General features: G+C 64.3%; 21 protein-coding genes. 13 read left to right on the plus strand and 8 right to left on the minus strand.

The window, feature by feature from the left end:
• The first annotated feature begins 93 nt into the window (after window positions 1-93).
• Both DC363_RS09705 and DC363_RS09710 read left to right on the plus strand, forming a co-directional pair.
• Entirely contained in the window at window positions 94-456 is a 363-nt protein-coding gene (locus DC363_RS09705) for a DUF1236 domain-containing protein (protein WP_241962971.1), read from the plus strand.
• Between the two features lie 96 nt (window positions 457-552).
• Window positions 553-981 (plus strand): DUF1801 domain-containing protein, encoded by a 429-nt coding sequence (locus DC363_RS09710; protein WP_108640965.1) that lies wholly within the window; start codon window positions 553-555, stop codon window positions 979-981.
• On the opposite strand, the gene DC363_RS09715 is transcribed toward DC363_RS09710, so the two are convergent.
• Window positions 978-1,214, minus strand: coding sequence for a hypothetical protein (locus tag DC363_RS09715; protein WP_146180780.1), 237 nt, complete (start codon window positions 1,212-1,214; stop codon window positions 978-980). The genes DC363_RS09710 and DC363_RS09715 overlap by 4 nt on opposite strands.
• Before the next feature lie 104 nt (window positions 1,215-1,318).
• On the opposite strand from DC363_RS09715, the gene gltX reads away from it, so the two are divergent.
• The gene (gltX, locus tag DC363_RS09720) at window positions 1,319-2,638 is read left to right on the plus strand and encodes a glutamate--tRNA ligase (RefSeq protein ID WP_108640967.1); all 1,320 of its coding nucleotides are present in this window, start codon (window positions 1,319-1,321) and stop codon (window positions 2,636-2,638) included.
• 50 nt (window positions 2,639-2,688) lie between these two features.
• On the plus strand, window positions 2,689-4,044 hold the full coding sequence (locus tag DC363_RS09725) for an MATE family efflux transporter (RefSeq protein WP_108641261.1): 1,356 nt from the start codon (window positions 2,689-2,691) through the stop codon (window positions 4,042-4,044).
• 3 nt (window positions 4,045-4,047) lie between these two features.
• Here DC363_RS09725 and DC363_RS09730 read toward each other — a convergent pair whose 3' ends face one another.
• The gene (locus DC363_RS09730; protein WP_108640968.1) at window positions 4,048-6,564 is read right to left on the minus strand and encodes an ABC transporter permease; all 2,517 of its coding nucleotides are present in this window, start codon (window positions 6,562-6,564) and stop codon (window positions 4,048-4,050) included.
• Window positions 6,561-7,229 (minus strand): ABC transporter ATP-binding protein, encoded by a 669-nt coding sequence (locus DC363_RS09735; protein ID WP_108640969.1) that lies wholly within the window; start codon window positions 7,227-7,229, stop codon window positions 6,561-6,563. Before DC363_RS09735 ends, DC363_RS09730 begins: the two co-directional genes overlap by 4 nt.
• Between DC363_RS09735 and DC363_RS09740 the strand changes: the two genes are divergently transcribed.
• Entirely contained in the window at window positions 7,228-7,914 is a 687-nt protein-coding gene (locus tag DC363_RS09740) for an arylesterase (RefSeq protein ID WP_108640970.1), read from the plus strand. The two genes, DC363_RS09735 and DC363_RS09740, sit on opposite strands and share 2 nt — an antisense overlap.
• Window positions 7,915-7,981: 67 nt before the next feature.
• The gene (locus tag DC363_RS09745) at window positions 7,982-8,191 is read left to right on the plus strand and encodes a dodecin family protein (RefSeq protein ID WP_108640971.1); all 210 of its coding nucleotides are present in this window, start codon (window positions 7,982-7,984) and stop codon (window positions 8,189-8,191) included.
• A gap of 63 nt (window positions 8,192-8,254) precedes the next feature.
• On the opposite strand, the gene DC363_RS09750 is transcribed toward DC363_RS09745, so the two are convergent.
• Both DC363_RS09750 and DC363_RS09755 read right to left on the minus strand, forming a co-directional pair.
• Complete coding sequence (locus DC363_RS09750; protein WP_108640972.1) at window positions 8,255-8,461, minus strand: cold-shock protein; 207 nt, start codon at window positions 8,459-8,461, stop codon at window positions 8,255-8,257.
• A gap of 293 nt (window positions 8,462-8,754) precedes the next feature.
• Window positions 8,755-8,961 (minus strand): cold-shock protein, encoded by a 207-nt coding sequence (locus DC363_RS09755; protein WP_108640973.1) that lies wholly within the window; start codon window positions 8,959-8,961, stop codon window positions 8,755-8,757.
• A 266-nt stretch (window positions 8,962-9,227) separates the two neighbouring features.
• Between DC363_RS09755 and DC363_RS09760 the strand changes: the two genes are divergently transcribed.
• The gene (locus DC363_RS09760; protein ID WP_108640974.1) at window positions 9,228-9,752 is read left to right on the plus strand and encodes a PhnA domain-containing protein; all 525 of its coding nucleotides are present in this window, start codon (window positions 9,228-9,230) and stop codon (window positions 9,750-9,752) included.
• A gap of 122 nt (window positions 9,753-9,874) precedes the next feature.
• On the plus strand, window positions 9,875-10,789 hold the full coding sequence (locus DC363_RS09765; protein ID WP_108640975.1) for a response regulator transcription factor: 915 nt from the start codon (window positions 9,875-9,877) through the stop codon (window positions 10,787-10,789).
• Window positions 10,790-10,861: 72 nt separating this feature from the next.
• On the opposite strand, the gene ettA is transcribed toward DC363_RS09765, so the two are convergent.
• Both ettA and DC363_RS09775 read right to left on the minus strand, forming a co-directional pair.
• A complete protein-coding gene (ettA, locus tag DC363_RS09770) occupies window positions 10,862-12,517 on the minus strand; it encodes an energy-dependent translational throttle protein EttA (RefSeq protein ID WP_108640976.1) in 1,656 nt (551 codons plus the stop codon).
• Window positions 12,518-12,588: 71 nt separating this feature from the next.
• Window positions 12,589-14,454, minus strand: coding sequence for a putative bifunctional diguanylate cyclase/phosphodiesterase (locus DC363_RS09775; RefSeq protein WP_108641262.1), 1,866 nt, complete (start codon window positions 14,452-14,454; stop codon window positions 12,589-12,591).
• 188 nt (window positions 14,455-14,642) lie between these two features.
• On the opposite strand from DC363_RS09775, the gene DC363_RS09780 reads away from it, so the two are divergent.
• Together DC363_RS09780 and dacB are read left to right on the plus strand one after the other, a co-directional pair.
• Window positions 14,643-15,263: a nicotinate-nucleotide adenylyltransferase gene (locus tag DC363_RS09780; RefSeq protein WP_241962972.1), complete on the plus strand. Its 621-nt coding sequence runs from the start codon at window positions 14,643-14,645 to the stop codon at window positions 15,261-15,263.
• A 9-nt stretch (window positions 15,264-15,272) separates the two neighbouring features.
• Window positions 15,273-16,838, plus strand: coding sequence for a D-alanyl-D-alanine carboxypeptidase/D-alanyl-D-alanine endopeptidase (dacB, locus tag DC363_RS09785; RefSeq protein ID WP_108640978.1), 1,566 nt, complete (start codon window positions 15,273-15,275; stop codon window positions 16,836-16,838).
• Here the strand turns inward: dacB and DC363_RS09790 are convergent.
• A complete protein-coding gene (locus tag DC363_RS09790) occupies window positions 16,835-17,257 on the minus strand; it encodes a tellurite resistance TerB family protein (protein ID WP_108640979.1) in 423 nt (140 codons plus the stop codon). The genes dacB and DC363_RS09790 overlap by 4 nt on opposite strands.
• 110 nt (window positions 17,258-17,367) lie before the next feature.
• Between DC363_RS09790 and DC363_RS09795 the strand changes: the two genes are divergently transcribed.
• From DC363_RS09795 to DC363_RS09805, 3 genes are all read left to right on the plus strand, one after another.
• On the plus strand, window positions 17,368-19,011 hold the full coding sequence (locus DC363_RS09795; RefSeq protein WP_108641263.1) for a lysine--tRNA ligase: 1,644 nt from the start codon (window positions 17,368-17,370) through the stop codon (window positions 19,009-19,011).
• A 69-nt stretch (window positions 19,012-19,080) separates the two neighbouring features.
• Window positions 19,081-19,482 carry a DUF4864 domain-containing protein gene (locus DC363_RS09800; RefSeq protein ID WP_108640980.1) on the plus strand — a complete coding sequence of 134 codons (402 nt, stop codon included), beginning with the start codon at window positions 19,081-19,083 and terminating at the stop codon, window positions 19,480-19,482.
• Window positions 19,483-19,653: 171 nt separating this feature from the next.
• Window positions 19,654-21,939 carry a glycosyl hydrolase family 28-related protein gene (locus tag DC363_RS09805; RefSeq protein ID WP_108640981.1) on the plus strand — a complete coding sequence of 762 codons (2,286 nt, stop codon included), beginning with the start codon at window positions 19,654-19,656 and terminating at the stop codon, window positions 21,937-21,939.

Consider the following 21,939-nt stretch of genomic DNA (forward strand, 5'->3'; position numbering starts at 1 on the left):
TGTACGGCATCAGATCGTCCTTCCCGAAAACCTGTCACCCCGATACCGGAAAATCGCTGATCCATGCAACAAGGTCCCGAAAAGGTCGAAATCGTGACCCTGACCACCGCCGAAGTTGAGAGCAACGAAGGCACTGGCGCTGCTGCCGGTGCGACAGTTGGTGCGCTGACGGCCTATGCGCTGGGCGGACCCATCGGCACCATCGTGGCTTCGGGTCTTGCGGGCGCCGTGGCCGGTGACGTGACCGAGGAAATCACCGAGGACAACATTGTCTATGTCGCAGAAAACCCCGTCGACACGGTCTATCTGGACGGTGAAGTCGTGGTCGGCGCAGCCATCCCGGATACTGTCGAGACCTATGAGATCCCGAACAGTGAATATCACTACCTTTGGGTGAACGGCACGCCCGTTCTGGTTGACACCGAGACGAACGCCATCATCGGCATCGTCAAGTAAGTCGAACCTGTTTCTCCAACAGGGGCCCGTCGCATCTGCGGCGGGCCTTTTTGTATTGCGATGTGCTGTGATACCCTGCCGTCAGGAGGCCGCGCCATGGCAGACAACAAGACCAAACCGACAGACGTGGACGTGCAGGCCTTTCTGCAGGCGGTCGAACATCCGGTGCGCCGCGCCGACGCGCTGACGCTGGATGCGATGTTTCGTCGGGTGACCGGCTGGCAGCCGCGCATGTGGGGTCCAACGATGATTGGCTACGGAAGCTACCACTACATCTATGACAGCGGACGGGAGGGGGATTGTCTGGCAACCGGGTTCAGCCCGCGCAAGGCGAACCTGACCCTCTATATCATGCCGGGCTACCAGAATTTCGGGGGCCTGCTGGACCGGCTTGGCAAGCACAAGACCGGCAAAGCCTGTCTTTATATCAACAAGTTGGCGGACGTGGACCTGCAGGTGCTGGAAGAGATCGTGCGCGCCGGACTTGAGGATCTTGGCACACGCTGGACGATCACGCCGTCCTAGCGGCGGGTGCGACGCCACAGCCGGTAAACAAGGTAGAGCGCGAAGCTGCCGAAGGTCACCGTGGCGTGGATCTGCGAATACCACCAGACCGCGGGGGCGACTTCGGTTTCGACCCCGCCCCTGGACAGGTAGTGAACACCCCCCGCCCGACGCCCGTTGACCGCGTCGCCGCCCAGAACAAAGGCGACCGCCACGAACACAAAAAGGTTGAGGAGCAGAGCAAAGGGGCCCAAATGTCTGATCCGGTTTCGCCTGCGACGCTGCATCTTGCCAATATGGACATTGACCGCCACCTGTGAAAGAGCCTTCTGCACCTTTCCCATCTGGACCGCACGCTATGACAACCACCCGTTTCGCCCCGTCCCCCACCGGCTATCTGCACATCGGCAACCTTCGGGCGGCCCTGTTCAACGCCGCATTGGCGCGGCAGGCCGGGGGAACCTTCATTCTGCGCATCGACGACACCGATCCCGAACGCTCGAAGCAGGAGTATATCGACGCGATCATGGAAGACCTCACCTGGCTGGGGATCACCTGGGACCGTGTCGAATACCAATCCAAGCGCCTTGACCGCTACGACGCCGCAAAGCAGCGCCTGATCGAGCTGGGCCGCCTGTATGAGTGTTTCGAGACGCCGGTCGAGCTTGACCTGAAGCGCAAGAAGCAGATGAACATGGGCAAGCCGCCGGTCTATGACCGCGCTGCGCTCGCGCTGTCGGAGGATGAAAAGGACCGGTTGCGGGCCGAGCGCGGGTCGCACTGGCGGTTCAAGCTGGATCACAAGCGGATCGAATGGTGCGACGGGATCATCGGCGACATTTCCATTGACGCGGCCTCGGTCAGCGATCCGGTGCTGTTCAAGAACGACGGGCAGATTCTTTACACGTTGGCATCGGTGGTGGACGACACCGAGATGGGCGTGACGGACGTGGTGCGCGGCTCGGACCACGTGACCAACACCGCGACCCAGATCCAGATGATCGAAGCGCTGGGCGGCACGGTGCCGCGCTTCGCGCACCACTCGCTTCTGACCGGCCCGCAGGGGGAGGCTTTGTCGAAACGTCTGGGCACCCTTGCCCTGCGCGATCTGAGGCAAGAGGGGATCGCGCCCATGGCGATCCTGTCTCTTATGGCGCGGTTGGGCTCCTCCGACCCGGTGGAGTTGCGCGACACCGTGGATGAGGTTTACGCCAATTTCGATCTGTCGAAATTCGGCTCGGCCCCCACCAAATTCGACGCCGACGACCTCAAGCCGCTGACCCACCGCTACCTTGCCGCGCGCCCCTATGCCGAGGTGCGCGAACAGGTGCTGGCGCTGGGCGTGCCCGAGGCGCTGGGTGAGCGGTTCTGGAACGTGGTGCGCGAGAACATCACCACGCTGGACGACATGGAAAGCTGGTGGGCGGTGTTCCGCGACGGGGCCGAGGCTCAGGTCGACGCCGAGGATGCCGATTTCGTCGCGCAGGCGCTGTCCCTGCTGGATGAGCCGCCCTATACCGACGCGACTTGGGGCGACTGGACCGCCCAAGTGAAAGAGGCCACGGGCCGCAAGGGCAAGGGTCTGTTCATGCCCCTGCGCCGCGCGGTGACCGGGCGCAGCCGTGGGCCAGAGATGGCGGATGTCATGCCTCTCGTGCAGCGAAAACCCAAGGTTTGACGGGCCGCCCCGCACCGGAGGCACAGGCGCGGTTCCTGAGCGGGTCGCTGATGCGGCACATCACGGTCATGGCGCTCACCTCTTCCGTGGGGCTGATGGCCGTGTTTCTTGTCGATTTCGTCGACATGATCTTTATCTCGATGCTGGGCAAGGCCGAGCTTGCAGCGGCCATCGGCTATGCCGGCGCGATCCTGTTCTTCACGTCGTCCTTCGGCATCGGCATGTCCATCGCGGGCGGCGCCTTGGTGGCGCGGGCATTGGGCAGCGGCGACCGTGAGCGTGCGCAGCGGCTGGCGACCAACGTGCTGATCTTCGGCTTCGGGTTCGGGGCGCTCTTCGCCGCGCTGGTCTGGCTCAACCTCGGGCCCATCGTCGGTCTTGTGGGCGCCACCGGAGAGACCGCAGCCCTTGCCGTGTCCTATCTGACCATCGTGATCCCTTCGCTTGCGCTGTTGCTCGTGGGGATGGTCGGGGGCGCGATCCTGCGCGCGCACGGGGATGCGCGGCGGTCGATGATGGCCACGATCATCGGCGGGGTGGTGAACGCTGTACTGGATCCGATCCTGATCTTCGGGCTGGGGATGGAATTGCAGGGCGCGGCATGGGCCAGCGTCGCTGCACGGGTCGCCATCGGGGTGGCCGCATTGGTGCCCATCGTGCGGCATTACGGCGGTTTCGGGCGGCCCAGTCTGGCGAGCATGCTGCCCGATTTCCGGCCCGTGATGGTGATCGCGATCCCGGCAATCCTGACCCAGTTGGCGACGCCGCTGGGGCAAGCCTATGTCACCCGCGCCATGTCGCAATTCGGAGAGGATGCAGTGGCGGGCATGGCGATCATCGGCCGTCTGACGCCGGTGGCTTTCGCCATCCTGTTCGCCCTGTCCGGCGCGATCGGGCCGGTGATCGGCCAGAACTTCGGCGCCTCGCGCCCGGACCGCGTGCGGCGCGCCTTCTTTGACGGGCTGATCTTCAGCGGCATCGTGGTCTGCGCCGTCTCGGCGCTGTTGTTTCTGGCCCGGCCGGGGCTGGAAATCCTCTTCGCGCTGGACGGAGAGGCCCGCACGCTGGTGTTCCTTTTCGCCGGTCCGCTGAGCCTGCTGTGGTTCTTCAACGGCATCATCTTCCTGAGCAGTGCGGCCTTCAACAACATGGGCCACCCCTTCTATTCGACGCTGCTGAACTGGGGTCGCCATACGCTGGGCACGATCCCCTTCGTGATCGTCTTTTCCACGTGGTTCGGCGCAAGCGGCGTGCTGATCGGCCAATCGGTCGGCGGCATCCTGTTCGGAATCCTCGCCGTGCTTCTGGCGCTCGGGGTCATCCGGCAGGGCGGCGCGGGGGGCGATCCGTCCGACGGGCTGTTGCGGCAGGCGCGGGTGTTCGGCTGGCTTTACCGGAACCGGTAGGAGTTATTCCCTTGCGCGCAGCACGCGGGCCGGTCTGGCCGCCAGCGGGCGCAGGGCGAAGCCCAGACTGGCCAGCAAAGTGGCCCCGACGCCGCCCAGAAGGATCGCGGCGGCAGAACCCCAGACCGGCGTATATTCTGTTTCGAAGATGAAGGTGCTCACTGCCCAGCCGCCCGCGATCCCGGCGGCCAGCGCAACCGCCGCCGCCGCCAGCCCCAGAAGCGCGGCGCGCAGGGCGAAGCTGCGCAGGATTACCCCGCGCGATGCGCCGACCGTCTTCAGCACCGCCGCTTCATAGGTGCGGGCCGGAACGCCCGAAGCCGCCGCCCCGATCAGCACCAGAAACCCCGTCACCAGCGTGGCCAGCGCACCGTAGCGGGTGGCTGCGGTGATGCCGCCCAGAAGCTCGACCACCCGGTCGATCGCGTCGCGCACACGGATCGCGGTGACGTTGGGATAGGCCCCGGCGATGTCGCGCAGGATCGCGGCTTCGGCCTCGGGTGTGGCATAGACGGTGCTGATCCACGAATGGGGCGCCCCCTGCAGCGCCGACGGGGTCATCGACATGATGAAGCCGATGCCCGCATCCTCGAACGAAACCTCGCGGAAGTTGGCGATGGTGCCGGTGATCTCTCGGCCCAGAATGTTGGTGGTGATCGTGTCGCCCAGCGACAGGCCCATTTCCGCGCCTTCCTCGGCGGCAAAGGAAATCAGCGGCGGGCCGTCGTAGTCCTCGGGCCACCAGCGGCCTTCGGTGATCACCGTCCCCTCGGCGGGGCGGGCGGAATAGGTCACACCGCGATCCCCGCGCAGCACCCAATGGTCGGCAAAGTCGCGCGCCGGTGCGCCGTTGATCCGGGTGATGATGCCGCGCAGCATCGGCGCGGCTTCGTAGTCCGACACCTCCGGATCGCCGTCCAGCCGCGCGCGGAAGCCGTTGATCTGGTCGGGCTGGATGTCAACGAAGAAGTAACTCGGCGCGACCTGCGGCAATTCCTCGGCGATGGAGCCGCGCAGGCTGCCGTCGATCTGGCCCACGGCGGCCAGCACGGCGAGGCCAAGGCCCAGCGACAGCACGACTGACGTGGCCTCGCCGTCGCGGGCCCCGATTGAGCCGAGCGCCATGCGCAACGCAGGCCAGCCCCGCGCCAGCCGCCGGAACCGCCGCGCGGTGAAGCGGGCGAGGGCGGCGGCAAGCACCAGCAGCACCAGCGCGAACAGGATGCCGCCCGCGGTCCAGAGCGTCAGGAACGCGGTGCCGGAAAACAGGACCGCCGCGCCGATCAGCAGCGCCAGAAGCAGCAGGGTGGCGATGATGTAGCGCGCACCGGGCAGGCCGCCGCCCGCGCCGAAAGCGTCGCGGAACAGGGTCGCGGGCTTGATCGCTTCGGTCCGCGCCAAGGGCAAGAGCGTGAAGAGCAGCGCCGCGAGAACGCCGTAAAGCGCCGCCTCGAGCAGGGGCAGGGGATAGAGCGTGAACACTGCCGGGATCGGCAGACGGGCTTCGATCAGGGGCGCCAGAGCAAGGGGCACGGTCGCGCCAAGGATCAGGCCCAGCCCCACCCCGGCCATCGTCAGCACGGCGATTTGCAAGAAATAGGTGAGAAAGATCGTGCGGCGGCTGGCGCCGAGGGTCTTGAGGATGGCGATCACCTCGGCCTTGCCGCGCAGATAGGCGCGCACGGCGGAGGAGACGCCGACCCCGCCCACCGCCAGACCGGACAGGCCGATCAGGATCAGGAAGGCGCCGATCCGGTCCACGAAGCGCGCCACACCCGGCGCGCCTTCGCGCGCATCCCGCCAGCGCAGCCCACTGTCGGCAAAGCGGCGCTTGGCCTCGGCTTCCAGCGCGGCGAGGTCCGCGCCATCGGGCAGATCAAGGCGGTAGTTCGTCTCCATCAAGGTGCCCGTGGCCAAGAGGCCGGAGCCCGCAAGATCGTCCAGCCGCACCAGCGTGCGCGGCCCCAGCCCGAAGCCCGCGCCGGAGTTGTCGGGATAGCTTTCAAGGATCGCGGAGAGCGTGAAGGTCTGGGTGCCCAGCGTGAAGGTGTCGCCCACCTGCAGCGCCAACCGGTCCGCCAGCACCCGTTCGATCACCGCGCCGGGGTGCGCGCCGTTGCCCGCGAAAGCCCGGTCCAGCGGCATCGGCGGGTCCAGCACCGTCGCGCCGATCAGGGGGTAGAAGGCGTCGACCGCCTGCACCTGCGTCAGCCCCCGATCCACATCGTCCCGCGGCACCACCAGCATGGAGCGGAAATCAACCGTCTCGGAAACAGCTTCGGCAATCGACGCCATCCACGCCGCTTCCTCTTCGTCCGCGAAACGATAGGTCAGCCGCACCTCGGCGTCGCCGCCCAGCAGCGCCGCGCCATCGGCCACAAGCCCCGCCTGAATCGAGGCGCGCACGGTGCCCACGGCGGCAATCGCCGCCACCCCCAGCGCGAGACAGGCCAAAAAGATGCGAAAACCGCGCAGACCGCCGCGCAATTCGCGCCGCGCGATGGTCCAGGCCTGCGTCATGCCTCGATCCGTCCGTCGCGCAGACGCACCACCCGGTCGCAGCGGGCGGCCAGATCGTGACTGTGGGTGACCATCACCAGCGTCGCGCCGTGATGGTCGCGCAGATCGAACAGCAGCTCGATGATCGCGGCGCCGGTGGTTTCGTCCAGATTGCCCGTCGGCTCATCCGCGAGCAGCAGTTTCGGTCGGGTGACCGAAGCGCGGGCCAGTGCCACGCGCTGTTGCTCGCCGCCTGAAAGCTGCGACGGGTAATGATCGCACCGCGCGCCCAGCCCGACGCGCTCAAGCTCGGCCTCGGCGCGGGGAAAGGCATCGCGCGCGCCCGCCAGCTCAAGCGGCGTTGCCACGTTTTCCAACGCGGTCATCGTCGGGATCAGGTGGAAAGACTGGAACACCACCCCCATATTACCCTGACGAAAGCGGGCCAGCGCATCTTCGCCCAAAGCGGTGATGTCCGTGCTGAGCACCGAAATCGACCCCGTGGTCGCGGTATCCAGACCGCCCATGAGCATAAGGAGCGACGATTTGCCAGACCCACTTGGCCCGACCAGCCCCAAGGTCTCGCCCGCGGCGACGTCAAGCGTGATGTCGTGCAGGATGTCCACCGGACCGGCGTTGCCGGACAGCGACAGGGACACATCGCGCAAACTCAGGGCGTGGGACATGGGGGCGGCCTTTCGGGGAACGGGTTCCCTGACATATGGGGCAATCCGCGCCGCCCGCAACCTTGCGGTGACGTCGCTGATCGCCGCAGGTCCCGCGCAGGCCGACGGGGTCACCATCGCCGCCTTGGGCGACAGCCTGACGCAGGGCTACGGCCTGCCCGCCGAAGATGGTTTCGTGCCGCAATTGAAGGCATGGCTGCGCGATCAGGGCGCGCAGGTCGAGATCATCAACGCGGGCGTGTCGGGGGACACCACGGCGGGCGGGCTTTCGCGGGTGGGCTGGACGTTGACGCCCGAGGTGGACGCGATGATCCTCGCCCTGGGCGGCAACGACCTGTTGCGGGGCATCGATCCGGAGGTGAGCCGCGCCAACCTTGACGGCATCCTGCAAGCGGCGGAGGCGGCAGCGGTGCCGGTGCTGATGATCGGCCTGGACGCGCCGGGCAACTACGGCCCGCAGTATGAAGCGGCGTTCGAGGGCATGTATCCGGCGCTGGCCGACGCCCATGACGCCGCGCTGATACCCGATTTCTTCGCGCCCCTGACCGCGGAAACCCCTGACGCCGCCGCCCGCCGCCGTTTCATGCAGGCGGACGGCATTCACCCCAGCGCAGACGGGGTCGAGGTGATCGTCGAAGGTCTGGGCCCGCGCATTCTGGAGTGGCTGGACGACCTCGCGCGCTGAGCGCCGGACATGGAAAGCCGCGCCGTTCGGGCTAGGGTCAGGGTCTCACAAGCCAAGGAGACATCCCATGAGCACTTCTGTCGCAAAAGTCACGGAAATCATCTGCGCGTCGTCGAAATCCTTCGATGATGCGGTCGAGAATGGCATCGCGCGGGCGTCGAAAACCATCAAGAACATCAAGAACGCCTGGGTCGCGGACCAGAAGGTCACGGTCAGCGATGGCAAGATCGATGAATACCGGGTGGTCCTGAAGGTCACCTTCGTGCTGGACGAGTGACCGCCGACCGGTCAGCAAAACGGGCGCCGGTCCAAGGCGCCCGTTCCGGTCGATCCGCCCAGCTTACGCCAGGGCCAGATTGACCGCGTTTTCGCGTCCGTCACGGCCGGCTTCCACGTCGAAGGTCACCTTCTGGTCATCGGCCAGACCGGTCAGGCCGGAGCGTTCGACAGCCGAGATGTGCACGAACACATCCTTCCCGCCGCCGTCCGGTGCGATGAACCCATAACCCTTAGTCGTATTGAACCATTTCACGGTGCCGTTTGGCATGGTGTGTCTTCCTCTTGTCGTGTCCGCTCACGGGATGCAGCGGTGTGGCGCGTCATTCCGATCGTGTGGACTGGCATGAGGGACAGGCAGAATGTCTGAACCGCAGGGGTAGCAGTGTGGATCGTGGTAACAGGCCCTTTGATAATGCAAGTGACGCTGGGTCAAGACAAGACATTTTGCGCGCCACCCCGCAGGCGCTGGCATTTCCCCGCCCATCGCCGCGCGGGGCAACAGGCACGAAAAAGGGCGGCCCCCGAAAGGACCGCCCCCATTCAAACCCGAAGGTTCAATACTTATGCGAGTGCGAGGTTCACCGCGGACTCACGACCGTCGCGGCCGGCTTCGACGTCGAAGGTGACCTTCTGATCGTCTGCCAGACCGGTGAGGCCGGAACGCTCAACAGCGGAGATGTGAACGAAAACGTCCTTGCCACCGGTTTCAGGAGCGATAAAGCCGAAGCCTTTAGTTGTGTTGAACCATTTGACTGTGCCTGTGGCCATGTCATGTCTTCCTTATAAAGTGCTGCCGGCGGAAGTGCCGCAGCGTCGGCGTAGTCAGTGCTAGATCGAAGAACTGTGTGCCGATGAAGGTAGACAGGGGTCGAGATAGAATAACGTTTGCAAGGTTCATATGGGGCACGTCGGGCCGCATTGCAAGATTTATCGCGGGCCAGGGCGCGATCGGCTGAATCCTGCCTGCACCGATTAAGGCTTGCCCTTCGCCCGTGGCGGGTGTTGAGACAAAGGGCACATCGAAAGGACAGCACATGCGGTGGGATGAACTGATGGACCGGGCCGGCGGCTGCTGCGAGTTTTGCGGCGCCAAGGATCAACTGACAAGCGTTGAGGTCCCACCCGAGGATCAGGTCCTGCTGTGCCCCGCCTGCCGGGGCGAGGGGGACGTACCCCCGGCCCATTGGCGCTGCCTTGAAGGGGCGATGTGGTCGACCGAGCCTGCGGTGCAGATCGCCGTCTGGCGCAAGCTGGGCGAGATCGACGAGATGTGGGCCACCGACGCCCGCGACGCCATGATGATGGAGCCCGAGGTGTTGGCGCGGGCCAAGGACGTGACCCCCAAGGTCGAACATTTCGACAGCAACGGCATGCGGCTGGAGCACGGAGATACGGTGGTTCTGGTCAAGGATTTGCCGGTGAAGGGCGCGGGTTTCACCGCCAAGCGCGGCACGGCGGTGCGCAACATTTCACTGGTGCCCGACAATGGCGCCCAGATCGAAGGCCGCGTCGAAGGGCAGCGCATCGTGATCCTGACCGAGTTCGTCAAACGCAAGTGACGCACGCGGCCTGCCGTGCGCAAAATCATCGTCAATCAGCCGCAATCGCGCCATGATCGGCGCTTAGGTTATTGGTTAATGCCCCGTGAATCGTGCCATGAACCAGTTGAGGCCCCCTGACAATGCGCATCCTTGCCGTTGACGATGATCCCGTCATTCTGAAGATCCTGTCGCTGTCCTTCGCGCAGTTCGGATACGAGGACGTGCGTTTCGCCAGCTCTGGCGAAGAGGCGCTGGAGATGATCGAGGCGGCGGCGGAGCCCTTTGACGTGCTGTTGTTCGACATCATGTTGCCCGGGATCAGCGGCGTCGAATTGTGCCGAACCGTGCGCGCGCAGGACGCCTATCGCGCCACGCCGATCGTGATGATCACCGCCAGTCGCGCCCATGACATCATGGAGCAGGCCTTCCACGCCGGGGCCACGGATTTCGTCAACAAGCCCTTTGACGGGCTTGAGCTCGGCTCGCGGATCAAACTGGCGGTGCTGCTGTCGGACAGCCTGCGCCGTGAGCGGCAGGCCCGCCACGAGATGGCCGATCTCGCCCGGCTGACCGCGATTGCCTTTGACGAGCCGTTCAAGGTGTCCGCCGGCCCCGCCGCGCTTGAGCTTTCGGTGTTCGAGAATGCCTTGCTGCGCAAACCCGACGGGCTTTTCGCGATGACGCTATTCTCGGTGGATATCGAGAACGCGCAGAAACTTTATCGCAAGACCAGCGCGGCGCAGTTCCGGCGTCTGATCGAGGATCTCGCACAGCACCTGTCCAGCGTCCTGCCCTCTGCTCCGACAAGCTTCGCCCATGCCGGGAAGGGGCGTTTCGTCTGCGTCACCCACGGACGCAGCGCGCCGGATCTTGCGGCCCTGCACGCGCGGCTAGATGAATGGGTGCAGACGAGCCCAGGCGCTGAGGGGCCGCCCTTGTCGCTGGTGGTTGAGACGATCAGCGCCCAGAAACTCTGGTCAGGACGCTCGGCGGCGGCGGCGGTCTCGGACTTTGTCGCGCAACCGTCGCGCCGGGCGCTTCTGCCGACGCGCTGACCGACGGCATCCTGACCCGAAACAAAAAAGGCGACCCCGCAGGGCCGCCCTTCTGTTCGTGTGGAACCCGGTTTAGCGGGCGAATTTCTTGTGCTTCATCCGCTTGGGTTCCATGGCGTCCGCGCCAAGCCGGCGCTTCTTGTCCTCTTCGTAGTCCTCGAAGTTGCCTTGGAACCATTCGACGTGGGCCTCGCCTTCGAAGGCCAGAATGTGTGTGCAGATCCGGTCAAGGAAGAAACGGTCGTGGGAAATCACCACCGCGCAGCCGGCGAAATCCACCAGCGCATCTTCCAGCGCGCGCAGCGTCTCCACGTCCAGATCGTTGGTCGGCTCGTCAAGCAGCAACACGTTGCCGCCGGACTTCAGCAGCTTGGCCATGTGAACGCGGTTGCGTTCCCCGCCCGAAAGCACGCCGACCTTCTTTTGCTGGTCGCCACCCTTGAAGTTGAACGCCGAGCAATAGGCGCGCGAGTTCATTTCCGCATCGCCCAGCTTGATCACCTCGCCGCCGCTGGAAATCTCTTCCCAGACGGTGGCGTTGGGGTCCAGCGCGTCGCGGGACTGGTCCACGTAGCTTAGCTCGACCGTGTCGCCCAGCGTGATGCTGCCGCTGTCCGGTTCGATCTGGCCGGTCAGCATGCCGAACAGCGTGGATTTACCCGCGCCGTTGGGGCCGATCACGCCGACGATGCCGCCCGGGGGCAGCTCGAAGCTCAGATCCTCGATCAGCTGCTTGTCGCCCATGTGCTTGCTGATGTTCTCGACCTCGATCACCTTGTCGCCCAGACGCGGACCATTGGGGATGATGATCTGCGCACGGCCCAGCTTTTCGCGCTCGGACTGGTTCGCAAGCTCGTTGTAGGCCTGAATCCGTGCCTTGGATTTGGCCTGCCGCGCCTTGGCACCCTGCCGCATCCACTCAAGTTCGCGCTCAAGCGTGCGTTGCTTGGACTTGTCCTCTTTCGCCTCACGCTCAAGCCGTTTCGCCTTGGCTTCCAGCCAGCTTGAATAGTTCCCTTCGTGCGGGATGCCCGAGCCGCGGTCGAGCTCCAGAATCCAGCCGGTGATCGCGTCGAGGAAATAACGGTCGTGGGTGACGATCAGGATTGTGCCCTTGTAGTCGATCAGGTGCTGCTGCAGCCAGGCGATGGTTTCCGCGTCCAGGTGGTTGGTCGGTTCGTCCAGAAGCAGCATGTCGGGCGCATCGAGCAAAAGCTGGCACAGGGCCACGCGGCGCTTCTCACCGCCTGACAGCGTGGTCACGTCGGCGTCGTCCGGCGGGCAGCGCAGGGCCTCCATGGCGACGTCGATCTGGCTGTCGAGGTCCCACAAGTTGTTGCTGTCGATCTCGTCCTGCAGCTGCGCCATCTCGTCGGCGGTCTCGTCGCTGTAGTTCATGGCCAGTTCGTTGTAGCGATCAAGGATGTCCTTTTTCGCCTTCACGCCGAGCATGACGTTTTCGCGCACGGTCAGGTTCGGATCGAGCTCAGGCTCCTGCGGGAGGTAGCCCACACGCGCGCCTTCGGCGGCCCAGGCCTCGCCCTGGAAATCCTTGTCCTGCCCCGCCATGATCCGCATCAGCGTCGATTTACCGGTGCCGTTCACACCGACCACGCCGATCTTCACGCCGGGCAGGAAGTTCAGGCGGATGTTTTCAAACACCTTTTTCCCGCCGGGATAGGTTTTGGAGACACCGTCCATGAAATAGACGTATTGATAAGCAGCCATCAGGTTGATCCCCTGCACTAAATTAAGGTTCGGCCGTAACTACGCGTCCGCGAAGGACGGTGCAATGGGGGTCAGGCAGAGCGGTCCTGCGGGCCTGCGACGCGGTTGGCCAGCCAAGAGGCGAGGTCTTCGGGCTGCAGCGGTCGCGACAGCCAGTAGCCCTGCATCATGCCGCAGCCCATGGCGCGCAGGGTGTTGGCGGTGTGCAGATCCTCAACCCCTTCGGCGACCACGCCAAGGCCAAGATCGTTGGACAATTCGACGATCTTGCGCACGATCTTGCGGCTGGTGGGGTCTTCCAGCATGACCGAGATCAGCCCACGGTCGATTTTCACCCCCGTTACGTCGAGCGAGGCGAGGTGTGACAGGCCCGCAAAGCCGATGCCGAAATCGTCCAGATGCACCTGAAATCCCGCCGCACGCAGGTCGGCGATGATCGACGCGTGCGACGCCGTCTCGGTCGCTTCGCCGAAATCGGTGTTCTCCAGCACCTCGATCACGATCTGATGGCGTTCGATGCCCGCAGCCTCGACCCCCCAGATCAGACGGTTGATGAACTCGGGGTGCGAGAGCAATTCCGGTGAGGCGTTGAAGGCCATGTCGATGTCGCCATACCCCAGCAGGTTGAGGCGGCGTTTCTCGTCGATCGCGGCGGACATGGACAGAAGGTCCAGCGCGCCCAGCAGCCCGAGGTCCTTGGCGATGGGCAGGAAAGCGTCCGGCGGAATCGTGCCGTCGCGGGGGTGGGTCCAGCGCACAAGCGTCTCGAAGCCGATGATCTGCTGCGTCTCAAGGTCCATCTTCGGCTGGAACACATGATCCATCGCGCCGGTGTCGATGGCCTCGGTCAACTCGGTCGCATACTGCAGCTCGCGGGTGTGGCGGGCGTGCAATTCTTCGTCATAAAGCGCGACGCAGTGCCGGCCCGCCCGCTTGGCTTCATAAAGCGCGAAATCCGCCTGCAGCAAAAGCTCGTCCGGGGGAAGGTCGCCGCTGTCCGAGAAGGCGGCGCCGATGCTGGCCTCGACCCGCATGATGCGGTTGGACCACTCGAAAGGCTCTTCCAGAAGCGTCAGGATGTCCGTCGACAAGCGGTCAAGCGCCGCGAGGTCGGCGGTGTCGGGGCAGACAACGACGAATTCGTCCCCGCCGATCCGTGCCACAAGATCCCGGTCGCCGATGGTCGCCTGCACGATCGCGGCGGTGTGGACAAGAACGGCGTCGCCCGCGGAATGGCCGTGGGTGTCGTTCACGATCTTGAAGTTATCCAGATCGATGTGCAGCAAGCCCAGCGCCCGATGGTCCGGACGGGCGACGGTCTGTTCCATGAAGGTCATAAAGGCCGCCCGATTGGGCACGCAGGTCAGGCTGTCGTGGGTGGCTTCGTATTCCAGCTTCTGGCTGACGTCGCGCAGGGCGTTTTCCCGCTCGACCTGTTCGGTCACGTCGCGGCAGACCAGAATGGCGCTTTCCCGTCCATCGGCGGCCCGCCGGATCGAGACACTGATCTGGTTCCAGAAATCCGTGCCGTCGGACCGGGTGTTGCGGTAAAGCTTCAGGCCCAGCGCCTCTTCATCGGCGGCGTTGTAGCGGAAGGCCTCGATCTCTTCGGGCGGGGGGGTCCGGTCGGGGGAAAACACGAACTCAAGCGGGTTGCGGCCGATCAGCGCCGCGGTGTCGTAACCGTGGATCCGTCCATAGGCGCGGTTCGCCCAGATGATCCGGCCGCGCATGTCCTGAATGATGATCCCGTCGGGCGCATGTTCGCAGGCCACACGGTAATTCTCGGCCGCGCGCAGCGTCTCGGCCATGTCCTGCTGCGTCTTTCGCAAAATTGTCGTGAGCGATTTGCCCCGCCGATACGACCGCAGCAGAACCGGCACCAGTGTCAGCGCAAGTGTTAGCAAAAGAAGATATGAGACGACGAAAAAGGTCACATGGCCTGCCTTGGTTAGGACAGCAGCGGTCATAAGCGGGCAAGGTTTTCGCTTCCTTAATGGGCGCGTCTTTTTGCGATGCATTTAACGGACGCCCCCCCGCGCCGGTGCGCGCGGACCGGTTCGGGGGCGCCGGGTTTGCCTTGCCGTGTGCAGGTGGCTAAGCAGGGGCGATGCAACGACACGCGATGCCATATGCCCGCGCCGGACAGGTGATCGGTTTGCTGGGCGGATCCTTCGATCCCGCCCATCAGGGCCACGTTCACATCACCAAAGCGGCGTTGGTCCGCTTCGGGCTGGACCGGGTCTGGTGGCTGGTCAGTCCGGGCAATCCGCTCAAGACCCGCGGGCCCGCGCCGCTGGATCACCGCATCGCCCATGCGCGCGCGCTGATCGACCACCCGCGCGTCACGGTCACGGATGTCGAAGCGCGGCTGGGCACGCGCTACACCGCCACCACCATCGCGAAGCTGCAGCAGCTTTATCCGGGGGTGCGGTTCGTCTGGCTCATGGGGGCCGACAATCTGGCGCAGTTCCATCTGTGGCAGGACTGGCAAAAGATCATATCGCGGGTGCCCGTGGGCGTTCTGGCGCGGCCCGGCGACAGGATCGCGGCGCGGCTGTCGCTCGCGGCCCGCCTTTATCGCGGCCACCGGCTGACGGGGCGTGAAGCCGCATTGCTGGGCCGCGCCGATCCACCGGCCTGGGCCTTTGTGAACCTGCCGATGTCGCAAATCTCCTCGACCGCGATCCGCAGCGCGGGGAACTGGAACCGGCCTTTGGTTGTTACCCCTTCAGCACCCAACTAGTTAGGCGATATGACAGTGATTTTTACACGCAGGGCCATGGTGGGCGGGCTTTTGTCCGGTGCGGCGGGTGTCGCGCTGGCCGAGGCGCCGCTGTCGTCCCTGCGACCGAAGATGCGCGCCGGCGATCCCGCGCCCGCGCTTGCCCCCGAAACCAGCCCCGTGCCGCGCGTCGCTCCCCGCGAACGCACCACCATCGCCGAGCTGATCGACGCGGCAAACCTTGATGGCAAGGTCAGCGTGATGTTGGCGGACGCGGAAACCGGCGAGATCGTGGAAAGCCTGAACGCAGACGAAGCGTTGCCCCCCGCCAGTGTCACCAAGGCAGTCACGGCGCTTTACGCGCTTGACGCACTGGGGCCGGATTACCACTTTGTAACGCGCATATTTGCCACAGGACCCATCGTTGGCGGAGTTTTGGATGGAGATTTGATTTTGTCCGGTGGCGGGGATCCAACGCTGTCGTCGGACGATCTGGCAGATATCGTCGCCGAATTGCAGACGACGGGCCTGAAAGAGATTACGGGCGATTTCCTGTGCTGGCGCGGGGCGCTGCCCTACGCGGAAGAGATCGAACCCTCGCAGATGGACTATCTGGGCTACAATCCTGCGGTCAGCGGGTTGAACCTGAATTACAATCGCGTGCATTTCAAATGGAGCAAATCCGGCAACGGCTGGGACGTGGAGCTGACCGCCCGCACCGAGACCCGCGTGCCGCCGGTGACCATGGCGTCGGTGCGGGTCGAGGATCGGGACGGCGCGGTGTTCACCGTGCTGGGGCCGGACCGATGGACGGTGAAGCGGTCGGCGTTGGGCAATGGCGGTTCGCGCTGGATGCCGGTGCGCCAGCCAGCGCTTTATTGCGGCGACGTGTTCCGGGGGCTGGCCGCCGACGCGGGGATCACACTGCCCGCGCCCACGGTGGTGGATGAGCTGCCCGAGGAGCGCACGGAGTTCATCCGCCATCGCAGCGCCCCCCTGCGCGAGATCCTCAACGAGATGCTGCTCTATTCCACCAACCTCACCGCAGAGATCTGCGGGTTGACCGCGACGCGGGCACGGTCGCGCACCGCCTTGGGGATTCGGGCTTCGGCGGCGCAGATGAACCAATGGGCGGGGCAGGAACACGGGATTGAATGCGGTTTCGTGGACCACTCCGGCCTGAGTGACGAGGACCGGATCAGCGCGGGCGACATGACGAAGTTGCTGGTCTCGGCCGGGGCGGACAGTCCGGTGCGGCCGCTGATGAAGCGGATCACCCTGCGCGACCAGGAAGGGAACTTGCTGGAACATTATCCGGCGGTGGTGCGCGCCAAGACCGGAACGCTGAACTTCGTCAGCGCCCTGTCGGGCTACATCCAATCGGCGGAGGGCAAGGATCTGGCCTTTGCGATCCTCACGGCCAGTCCGGAGCGCCGCGCCGTGGGAATCGCCTCGGGCGACGAGATCCCCGAAGGCGCGCGCGCGTGGAACAGCCGGTCGAAGCGGCTGCAATACACCTTGCTGCGCCGCTGGGGCGTGGTGTCACGGGGGGTGATCCCCGAAGATGCCGCCGCGACGGTGCCGCAGGGCGGTTAATCTAGCGTCACATGCCGCGCCCGCGCGCCGCGCTCAATCGCGGCCGCATGCAGCCGGTCGATGTTCAACTCGTAGCGAATTTCCTCAAGCATGCGCAGCTCGCTCTGGGCGATGTTGCCATCCGCGGCGGCCACTTCGCAGGCCAGCGCATAGGCGGTCTCATACAGGCGTTCGGGCAAAGTGTCGCGGATCAGGCCGAAGAGCGCGTCAAGCCCGTCTTCCTGATCGAACAGGTCCAGCACCGTTCTTGAGACCCGCGCCAGATGGTCGGAATCGTAGTCTGCAAACACCGGCAGGTGATTGAGCACGTTGGTGATCTTGACCAGTTCGGCGGTGCGGATGGTCTCATCACTGGCGGAGACCGCGATCATCATCGCGCAAAGGGCGTCTTGCGCGGTCAGGGAAGGGGTGTCGATCATGGCGGAGGCTCCTGCGTTACAGGTCCAATTTATTGACGTCGATGCCCTGCTGCAATAGGACGCGCAAGATGTCGCACCATCGGGGTGCGGCCCTTTGGAACGAGACTGACATGACCTCTTTGCGCGAAGCAGGAATGACCTCAAAAGCATGGCCCTTTGAAGAAGCGCGGCGGTTGCTCAAACGGGTCGAGACATCCGGCAAGGATCATGTCCTGTTCGAGACGGGCTACGGCCCCTCGGGGCTGCCGCATATCGGCACCTTCGGTGAGGTGAGCCGCACGACGATGATCCGGCGCGCGTTCGAGGTGATCTCGGACATTCCGACACGGCTGATCTGTTTCTCGGACGACCTTGACGGGATGCGTAAGGTGCCGGGCAACGTGCCCAACCCCGAGCAGTTGCAACCCTATCTGCAGCTTCCGCTGACCAAGGTGCCGGACCCTTTCGGCACCCATGAGAGCTTTGGCCACCACAACAACGCCATGCTGCGCCGGTTCCTTGATACCTTCGGCTTCGAGTATGAGTTCATCTCGGGCAAGGAGTATTACGAGAGCGGCGCCTTCGACGAGGTGTTGCTGCGCGCGGCAGAACGCTATGACGATGTGATGGCGGTGATGCTGAAATCCCTGCGCGATGAGCGGCGTGAAACCTATTCGATCTTCCTGCCCATGCACCCCGAAACCGGCCGCGTGATGTATGTGCCAATGAAGCACGTGGACGCGAAAGAGGGCACGGTGACCTTCGACGACGAGGATGGCCGCGAGTGGACCGTTCCCGTCACCGGTGGCAACGTCAAGCTGCAGTGGAAGCCCGATTTCGGGGCACGCTGGGCCAGCCTTGGCGTCGATTTCGAGATGTATGGCAAGGACCATTCCACCAACACGCCGATCTACGACCGGATTTGCGAGATCTTGGGCGGCACCAAGCCGGAACACTTCACCTATGAGCTGTTCCTCGACGATCAGGGCCGCAAGATCTCCAAGACCTCGGGCAATGGCGTCAGCATCGACGAATGGCTGACCTATGCCAGCACGGAAAGCCTGTCGTATTTCATGTATCTCAAGCCGAAGACGGCCAAGCGGATGCACTTCGACGTGATCCCCAAGGCGGTGGACGAGTATCACCAGCAGTTGCGCGCGTTCCAGACGCAGGACGCGCCGCAGAAGGTCAACAACCCCGTGTTCCACATCCACGGAGAGGACGCGCCGCAGTCTACCATGGTGGTGCCTTTCGCGATGTTGCTGAACCTCGCCTCGGTGAGCCAAGCGCAGGACAAGGACAAGCTCTGGGGCTTCATCCAGCGCTATGCGCCCGATGCGTCGCCCGAGGCGAACCCCGATCTGGACGCGGCGGCGGGCCATGCGGTGCGCTACTACAAGGATTTCGTGGAGCCCCACAAAGAGTTCCGCCTGCCCACCGAGCAGGAACGCAGCGCGCTGGAGCATCTGGTGCGGGCGCTGAAGTCCGAAGACGAGGCGCTGGCCGTCATCGCCGAGAAGAACGCCAAGGAAGGCAAGGACCAGCCCTTGCCCACAGTGGACTGGCAGGATGACGAGTTCCTGCAATCCATCGTCTTTGCCGTCGGCAAAGTTCACGGGTTTGACCCGCTGCGGGCGTGGTTCTCATGCCTCTACGAGGTGTTGCTGGGCGCGAAACAGGGGCCCCGTTTTGGCGGGTTCATCGCGCTTTACGGCATCGAGGAAAGCATCGCGCTGATCGAAAAAGGTCTGCGCGGGGAGCTGGCCACCGGCTAAATCGGGCGGCTTTTGAAACTGCATGGCGCTCTCTTGCGTATCTGTCACAGGATCACGCAGGAGAGCGCCATGAAACATCTGTCCGCAGCCCTTGTTGGTTTGACCCTTTGGGCGGCCCCGCTGGCCGCGCAAGAGGCCACGATCGAGGATGTGATCACCGGCCAGTTGCAGGCCTTCCGCGACCGCGATGTTGACGCCGCATGGCAATACGCCAGCCCCACGATCAAGCGCATTTTCCGCACGCCCGAGACCTTCGGCGGCATGGTGCGCAACGGCTATCCCATGGTCTGGGACAACGCCGACGCGCGGTTTCTGGATCAGCAGGCCACGGGCGGGCGCACACGGCAAGAGGTGCAGATCAAGGGGCCTGACGGTCTGTTCTATATCCTTGATTATCAGATGATTATGACGCCCGACGGCTGGCAGATCGACGCGGTGCAGGTGATCCCCGCGCCCGACATGATGTCCTGACCCGCGCCCTGCGCGTTGCGCGGCAGGCCCCTGCACCGTCACGGTCGCGCAAGGCGTCCTTCACCGCGCCCGCCTATCCCTGACTCCGTGATCCTGCGCCCTTTTGGGCCGGGGTGCTTGGCTTTGTCGGGGTGGCGCGGCGCTGCCCCCAAACTTTTCGGGGGATTTCATATGAACAAGGTGATTACCGACGGTCTGGTGCTGATGCCGCCACCCTTTGCGGACGGGCTTGACGTCTGGTCCAGCGGCGACGGCACGCCGGGGTCCGACACCTATGCGCAATCGGGCAACGGGGTCTTCGTGCCGGCGGATCAGGATTTCTCCGGCAGTCTTGAGATCGTGAAGACCAGCGCCGTCACCAAGCTGCGCTACATGGGGCAGACCCCGATCGAGCCGGGCCTGTATCTGCGGGTGACGGCGCGGGTGAAGTGCATCTCGGGCGCCTTGCCCAACGTGCGGATCGCCGGTTGGGCGGCGCAGCCGGACGGGACACATCTGGACGGCGTGGTGGAGACCAGGCCGGAAACCCCGCTGACCGCCTATGGCGAAGTGGTCGAGGTCTCGGCCATCATCGGCACCGGCGCGCGCATGGGTGTCGATATGACCTGGCCCACCGCCGACTACGGCCACATCGGGCTGGACCTGACGGGGCCGAACGGGGGCATCGTGCGGATCGACGATCTTGTGATCGAGGATGTCTCCTCGGTTTTTCTGCGCGATCAGATGGGCATCGTTGATGTGCGCGATTACGGCGCGATGGGCGACGGCGTGACCGACGATTCCGCCGCCTTCGAGGCCGCCGATCAGGACAGCCAGGGGCGCGAGGTGCTGGTCTCCGAGGGGACCTATTACCTTGGCAACAACGTCACCTTCAACAATCACGTGCGGTTTCAGGGCACGGTGATCCAGCCGCCGGAATATCGTTTGGTGTTCCAGAAGAACTTCGACTACCCGACCTATGTGGATGCCTTCGCCAATGAGGAGTCGGCCTTCAAAAAGGCGTTTCAGGCGCTGCTCAATTTCTCGGACCACGAGGGGCTCGACCTTGGCGGGCGGCGGATTTCCCTGTCCGAACCCGTGGACATGCAGGAGGCGGTCCATAACAAGACCAGCTTCGAGACCCGCCGCGTGATCCGCAACGGCCAGTTCCAGCCCATCGACGGGCCGGCCTGGGACGATGACGTGGTGGTGTCGCAGGCCACCTACAGCGCGTCGAAATCGATCAAGCTGACGAATGTGACCAATATCAGCGCCATCGCGCCGGGCAGCCGGGTGACGGGCAACGGCGTCGGGCGCGAGATCTACGTCACCTCGGTCGATGTGGCGAAGTCCGAAGTGACGCTGAACGCCCAGCTATATGATGCCATCGGCACCCAGCAGTTCACGTTCACCCGCCATAAATACCTGTTGGATTTCAGCGGCTTCAGCAAGCTCTCGGACATGATCCTTGATGCGGTCGAGTTCAGCTGCGAAGGCAAGTGCAACGGCGTGTTGCTGGCCCCCAACGGGCTGGTGTTTCAGGTGCGCGACAGCCAGATCAAGAAGCCGAAAGCCAAGGGTATCACCTCGCACGGGACGGGCTGTCAGGGGCTCATTCTCGATCGCAACACCTTTGTGTCCAACGAACAGGCGATTGAATCCCGCAACCGCCAGTCGATCGGGTTCAACGTGAACGCCAACGATCCGAAGATCCGCAACAACCGCGGCGTTCGTTTCCGGCATTTCATGGTGCTGCAGGGCAATGGCAACATCATCGCCAACAACCACTGGTTTCAGGGCGACAATCAGGACGACGGGCCACGTCTGGCCGGCGTCGTGCTCACCTCGCCCAATTGCCTGACCACGTTCACCGGCAACTACATCGACAACAATTTCATCGAGTGGACAAACGAACACGACGCCACGCCAGATGCCACGGGCTATTCCTTCGGTGGGCTGACCATCGTTGGCAATATCTTTCTGGTGAGCGAGGTGACAACCGCGTTTTCGTGGATCGTCGTCAAACCCCATGGGGCCGATCACGCGATCAACGGGCTGTCGGTGCAGGGCAACGTGTTCCGCACCAATTCGGCCACCGTCGGCCGGGTCGAAAAGATCGACACCACTTTCGCCAACCTGCGGTTCGACCGGATGCGCAACATCGTCTTTCAGGGCAACGCCTTTAACGGCATCGCCCAGCCCACGCGCAACCCGCATATCGACACGCACCAGGAAAACTCGGTCGATCAGACATGGACCGTGGACACCGAAGGCTATCTGCCTTTCGGCGGCTGGGCGCGCACCGTGGACGCGCTGGTGCCCGTGGGGCCGATCCGCAACGGCAGCAACCAGAAAGTCTGGGCGCAGCCCTATGTGGAACCGGTCAACGGGTCGAACTCGGACGCTTTCGACGTGATCTGGCCCGAGCCCGTCCGGGGCGAGATTCGCTACTCGGCGCGCATGGACAATCCGGCGTAG

Origin of the sequence: Thalassorhabdomicrobium marinisediminis, assembly GCF_003072065.1 — a bacterium.
Classification (GTDB): domain Bacteria; phylum Pseudomonadota; class Alphaproteobacteria; order Rhodobacterales; family Rhodobacteraceae; genus Octadecabacter; species Octadecabacter marinisediminis.

Coding starts and splice junctions, on each gene's coding strand:
- DC363_RS09710 (WP_108640965.1), top strand. CDS start 553: ATGGCAGACAACAAGACCAAACCGACAGACGTGGACGTGCAGGCCTTT.
- gltX (WP_108640967.1), top strand. CDS start 1,319: ATGACAACCACCCGTTTCGCCCCGTCCCCCACCGGCTATCTGCACATC.
- DC363_RS09725 (WP_108641261.1), top strand. CDS start 2,689: ATGCGGCACATCACGGTCATGGCGCTCACCTCTTCCGTGGGGCTGATG.
- DC363_RS09730 (WP_108640968.1), bottom strand. CDS start 6,564: ATGACGCAGGCCTGGACCATCGCGCGGCGCGAATTGCGCGGCGGTCTG.
- DC363_RS09740 (WP_108640970.1), top strand. CDS start 7,228: ATGGGGGCGGCCTTTCGGGGAACGGGTTCCCTGACATATGGGGCAATC.
- DC363_RS09735 (WP_108640969.1), bottom strand. CDS start 7,229: ATGTCCCACGCCCTGAGTTTGCGCGATGTGTCCCTGTCGCTGTCCGGC.
- DC363_RS09745 (WP_108640971.1), top strand. CDS start 7,982: ATGAGCACTTCTGTCGCAAAAGTCACGGAAATCATCTGCGCGTCGTCG.
- DC363_RS09750 (WP_108640972.1), bottom strand. CDS start 8,461: ATGCCAAACGGCACCGTGAAATGGTTCAATACGACTAAGGGTTATGGG.
- DC363_RS09755 (WP_108640973.1), bottom strand. CDS start 8,961: ATGGCCACAGGCACAGTCAAATGGTTCAACACAACTAAAGGCTTCGGC.
- DC363_RS09760 (WP_108640974.1), top strand. CDS start 9,228: ATGCGGTGGGATGAACTGATGGACCGGGCCGGCGGCTGCTGCGAGTTT.
- DC363_RS09765 (WP_108640975.1), top strand. CDS start 9,875: ATGCGCATCCTTGCCGTTGACGATGATCCCGTCATTCTGAAGATCCTG.
- ettA (WP_108640976.1), bottom strand. CDS start 12,517: ATGGCTGCTTATCAATACGTCTATTTCATGGACGGTGTCTCCAAAACC.
- DC363_RS09780 (WP_241962972.1), top strand. CDS start 14,643: ATGCCATATGCCCGCGCCGGACAGGTGATCGGTTTGCTGGGCGGATCC.
- dacB (WP_108640978.1), top strand. CDS start 15,273: ATGACAGTGATTTTTACACGCAGGGCCATGGTGGGCGGGCTTTTGTCC.
- DC363_RS09790 (WP_108640979.1), bottom strand. CDS start 17,257: ATGATCGACACCCCTTCCCTGACCGCGCAAGACGCCCTTTGCGCGATG.
- DC363_RS09795 (WP_108641263.1), top strand. CDS start 17,368: ATGACCTCTTTGCGCGAAGCAGGAATGACCTCAAAAGCATGGCCCTTT.
- DC363_RS09800 (WP_108640980.1), top strand. CDS start 19,081: ATGAAACATCTGTCCGCAGCCCTTGTTGGTTTGACCCTTTGGGCGGCC.
- DC363_RS09805 (WP_108640981.1), top strand. CDS start 19,654: ATGAACAAGGTGATTACCGACGGTCTGGTGCTGATGCCGCCACCCTTT.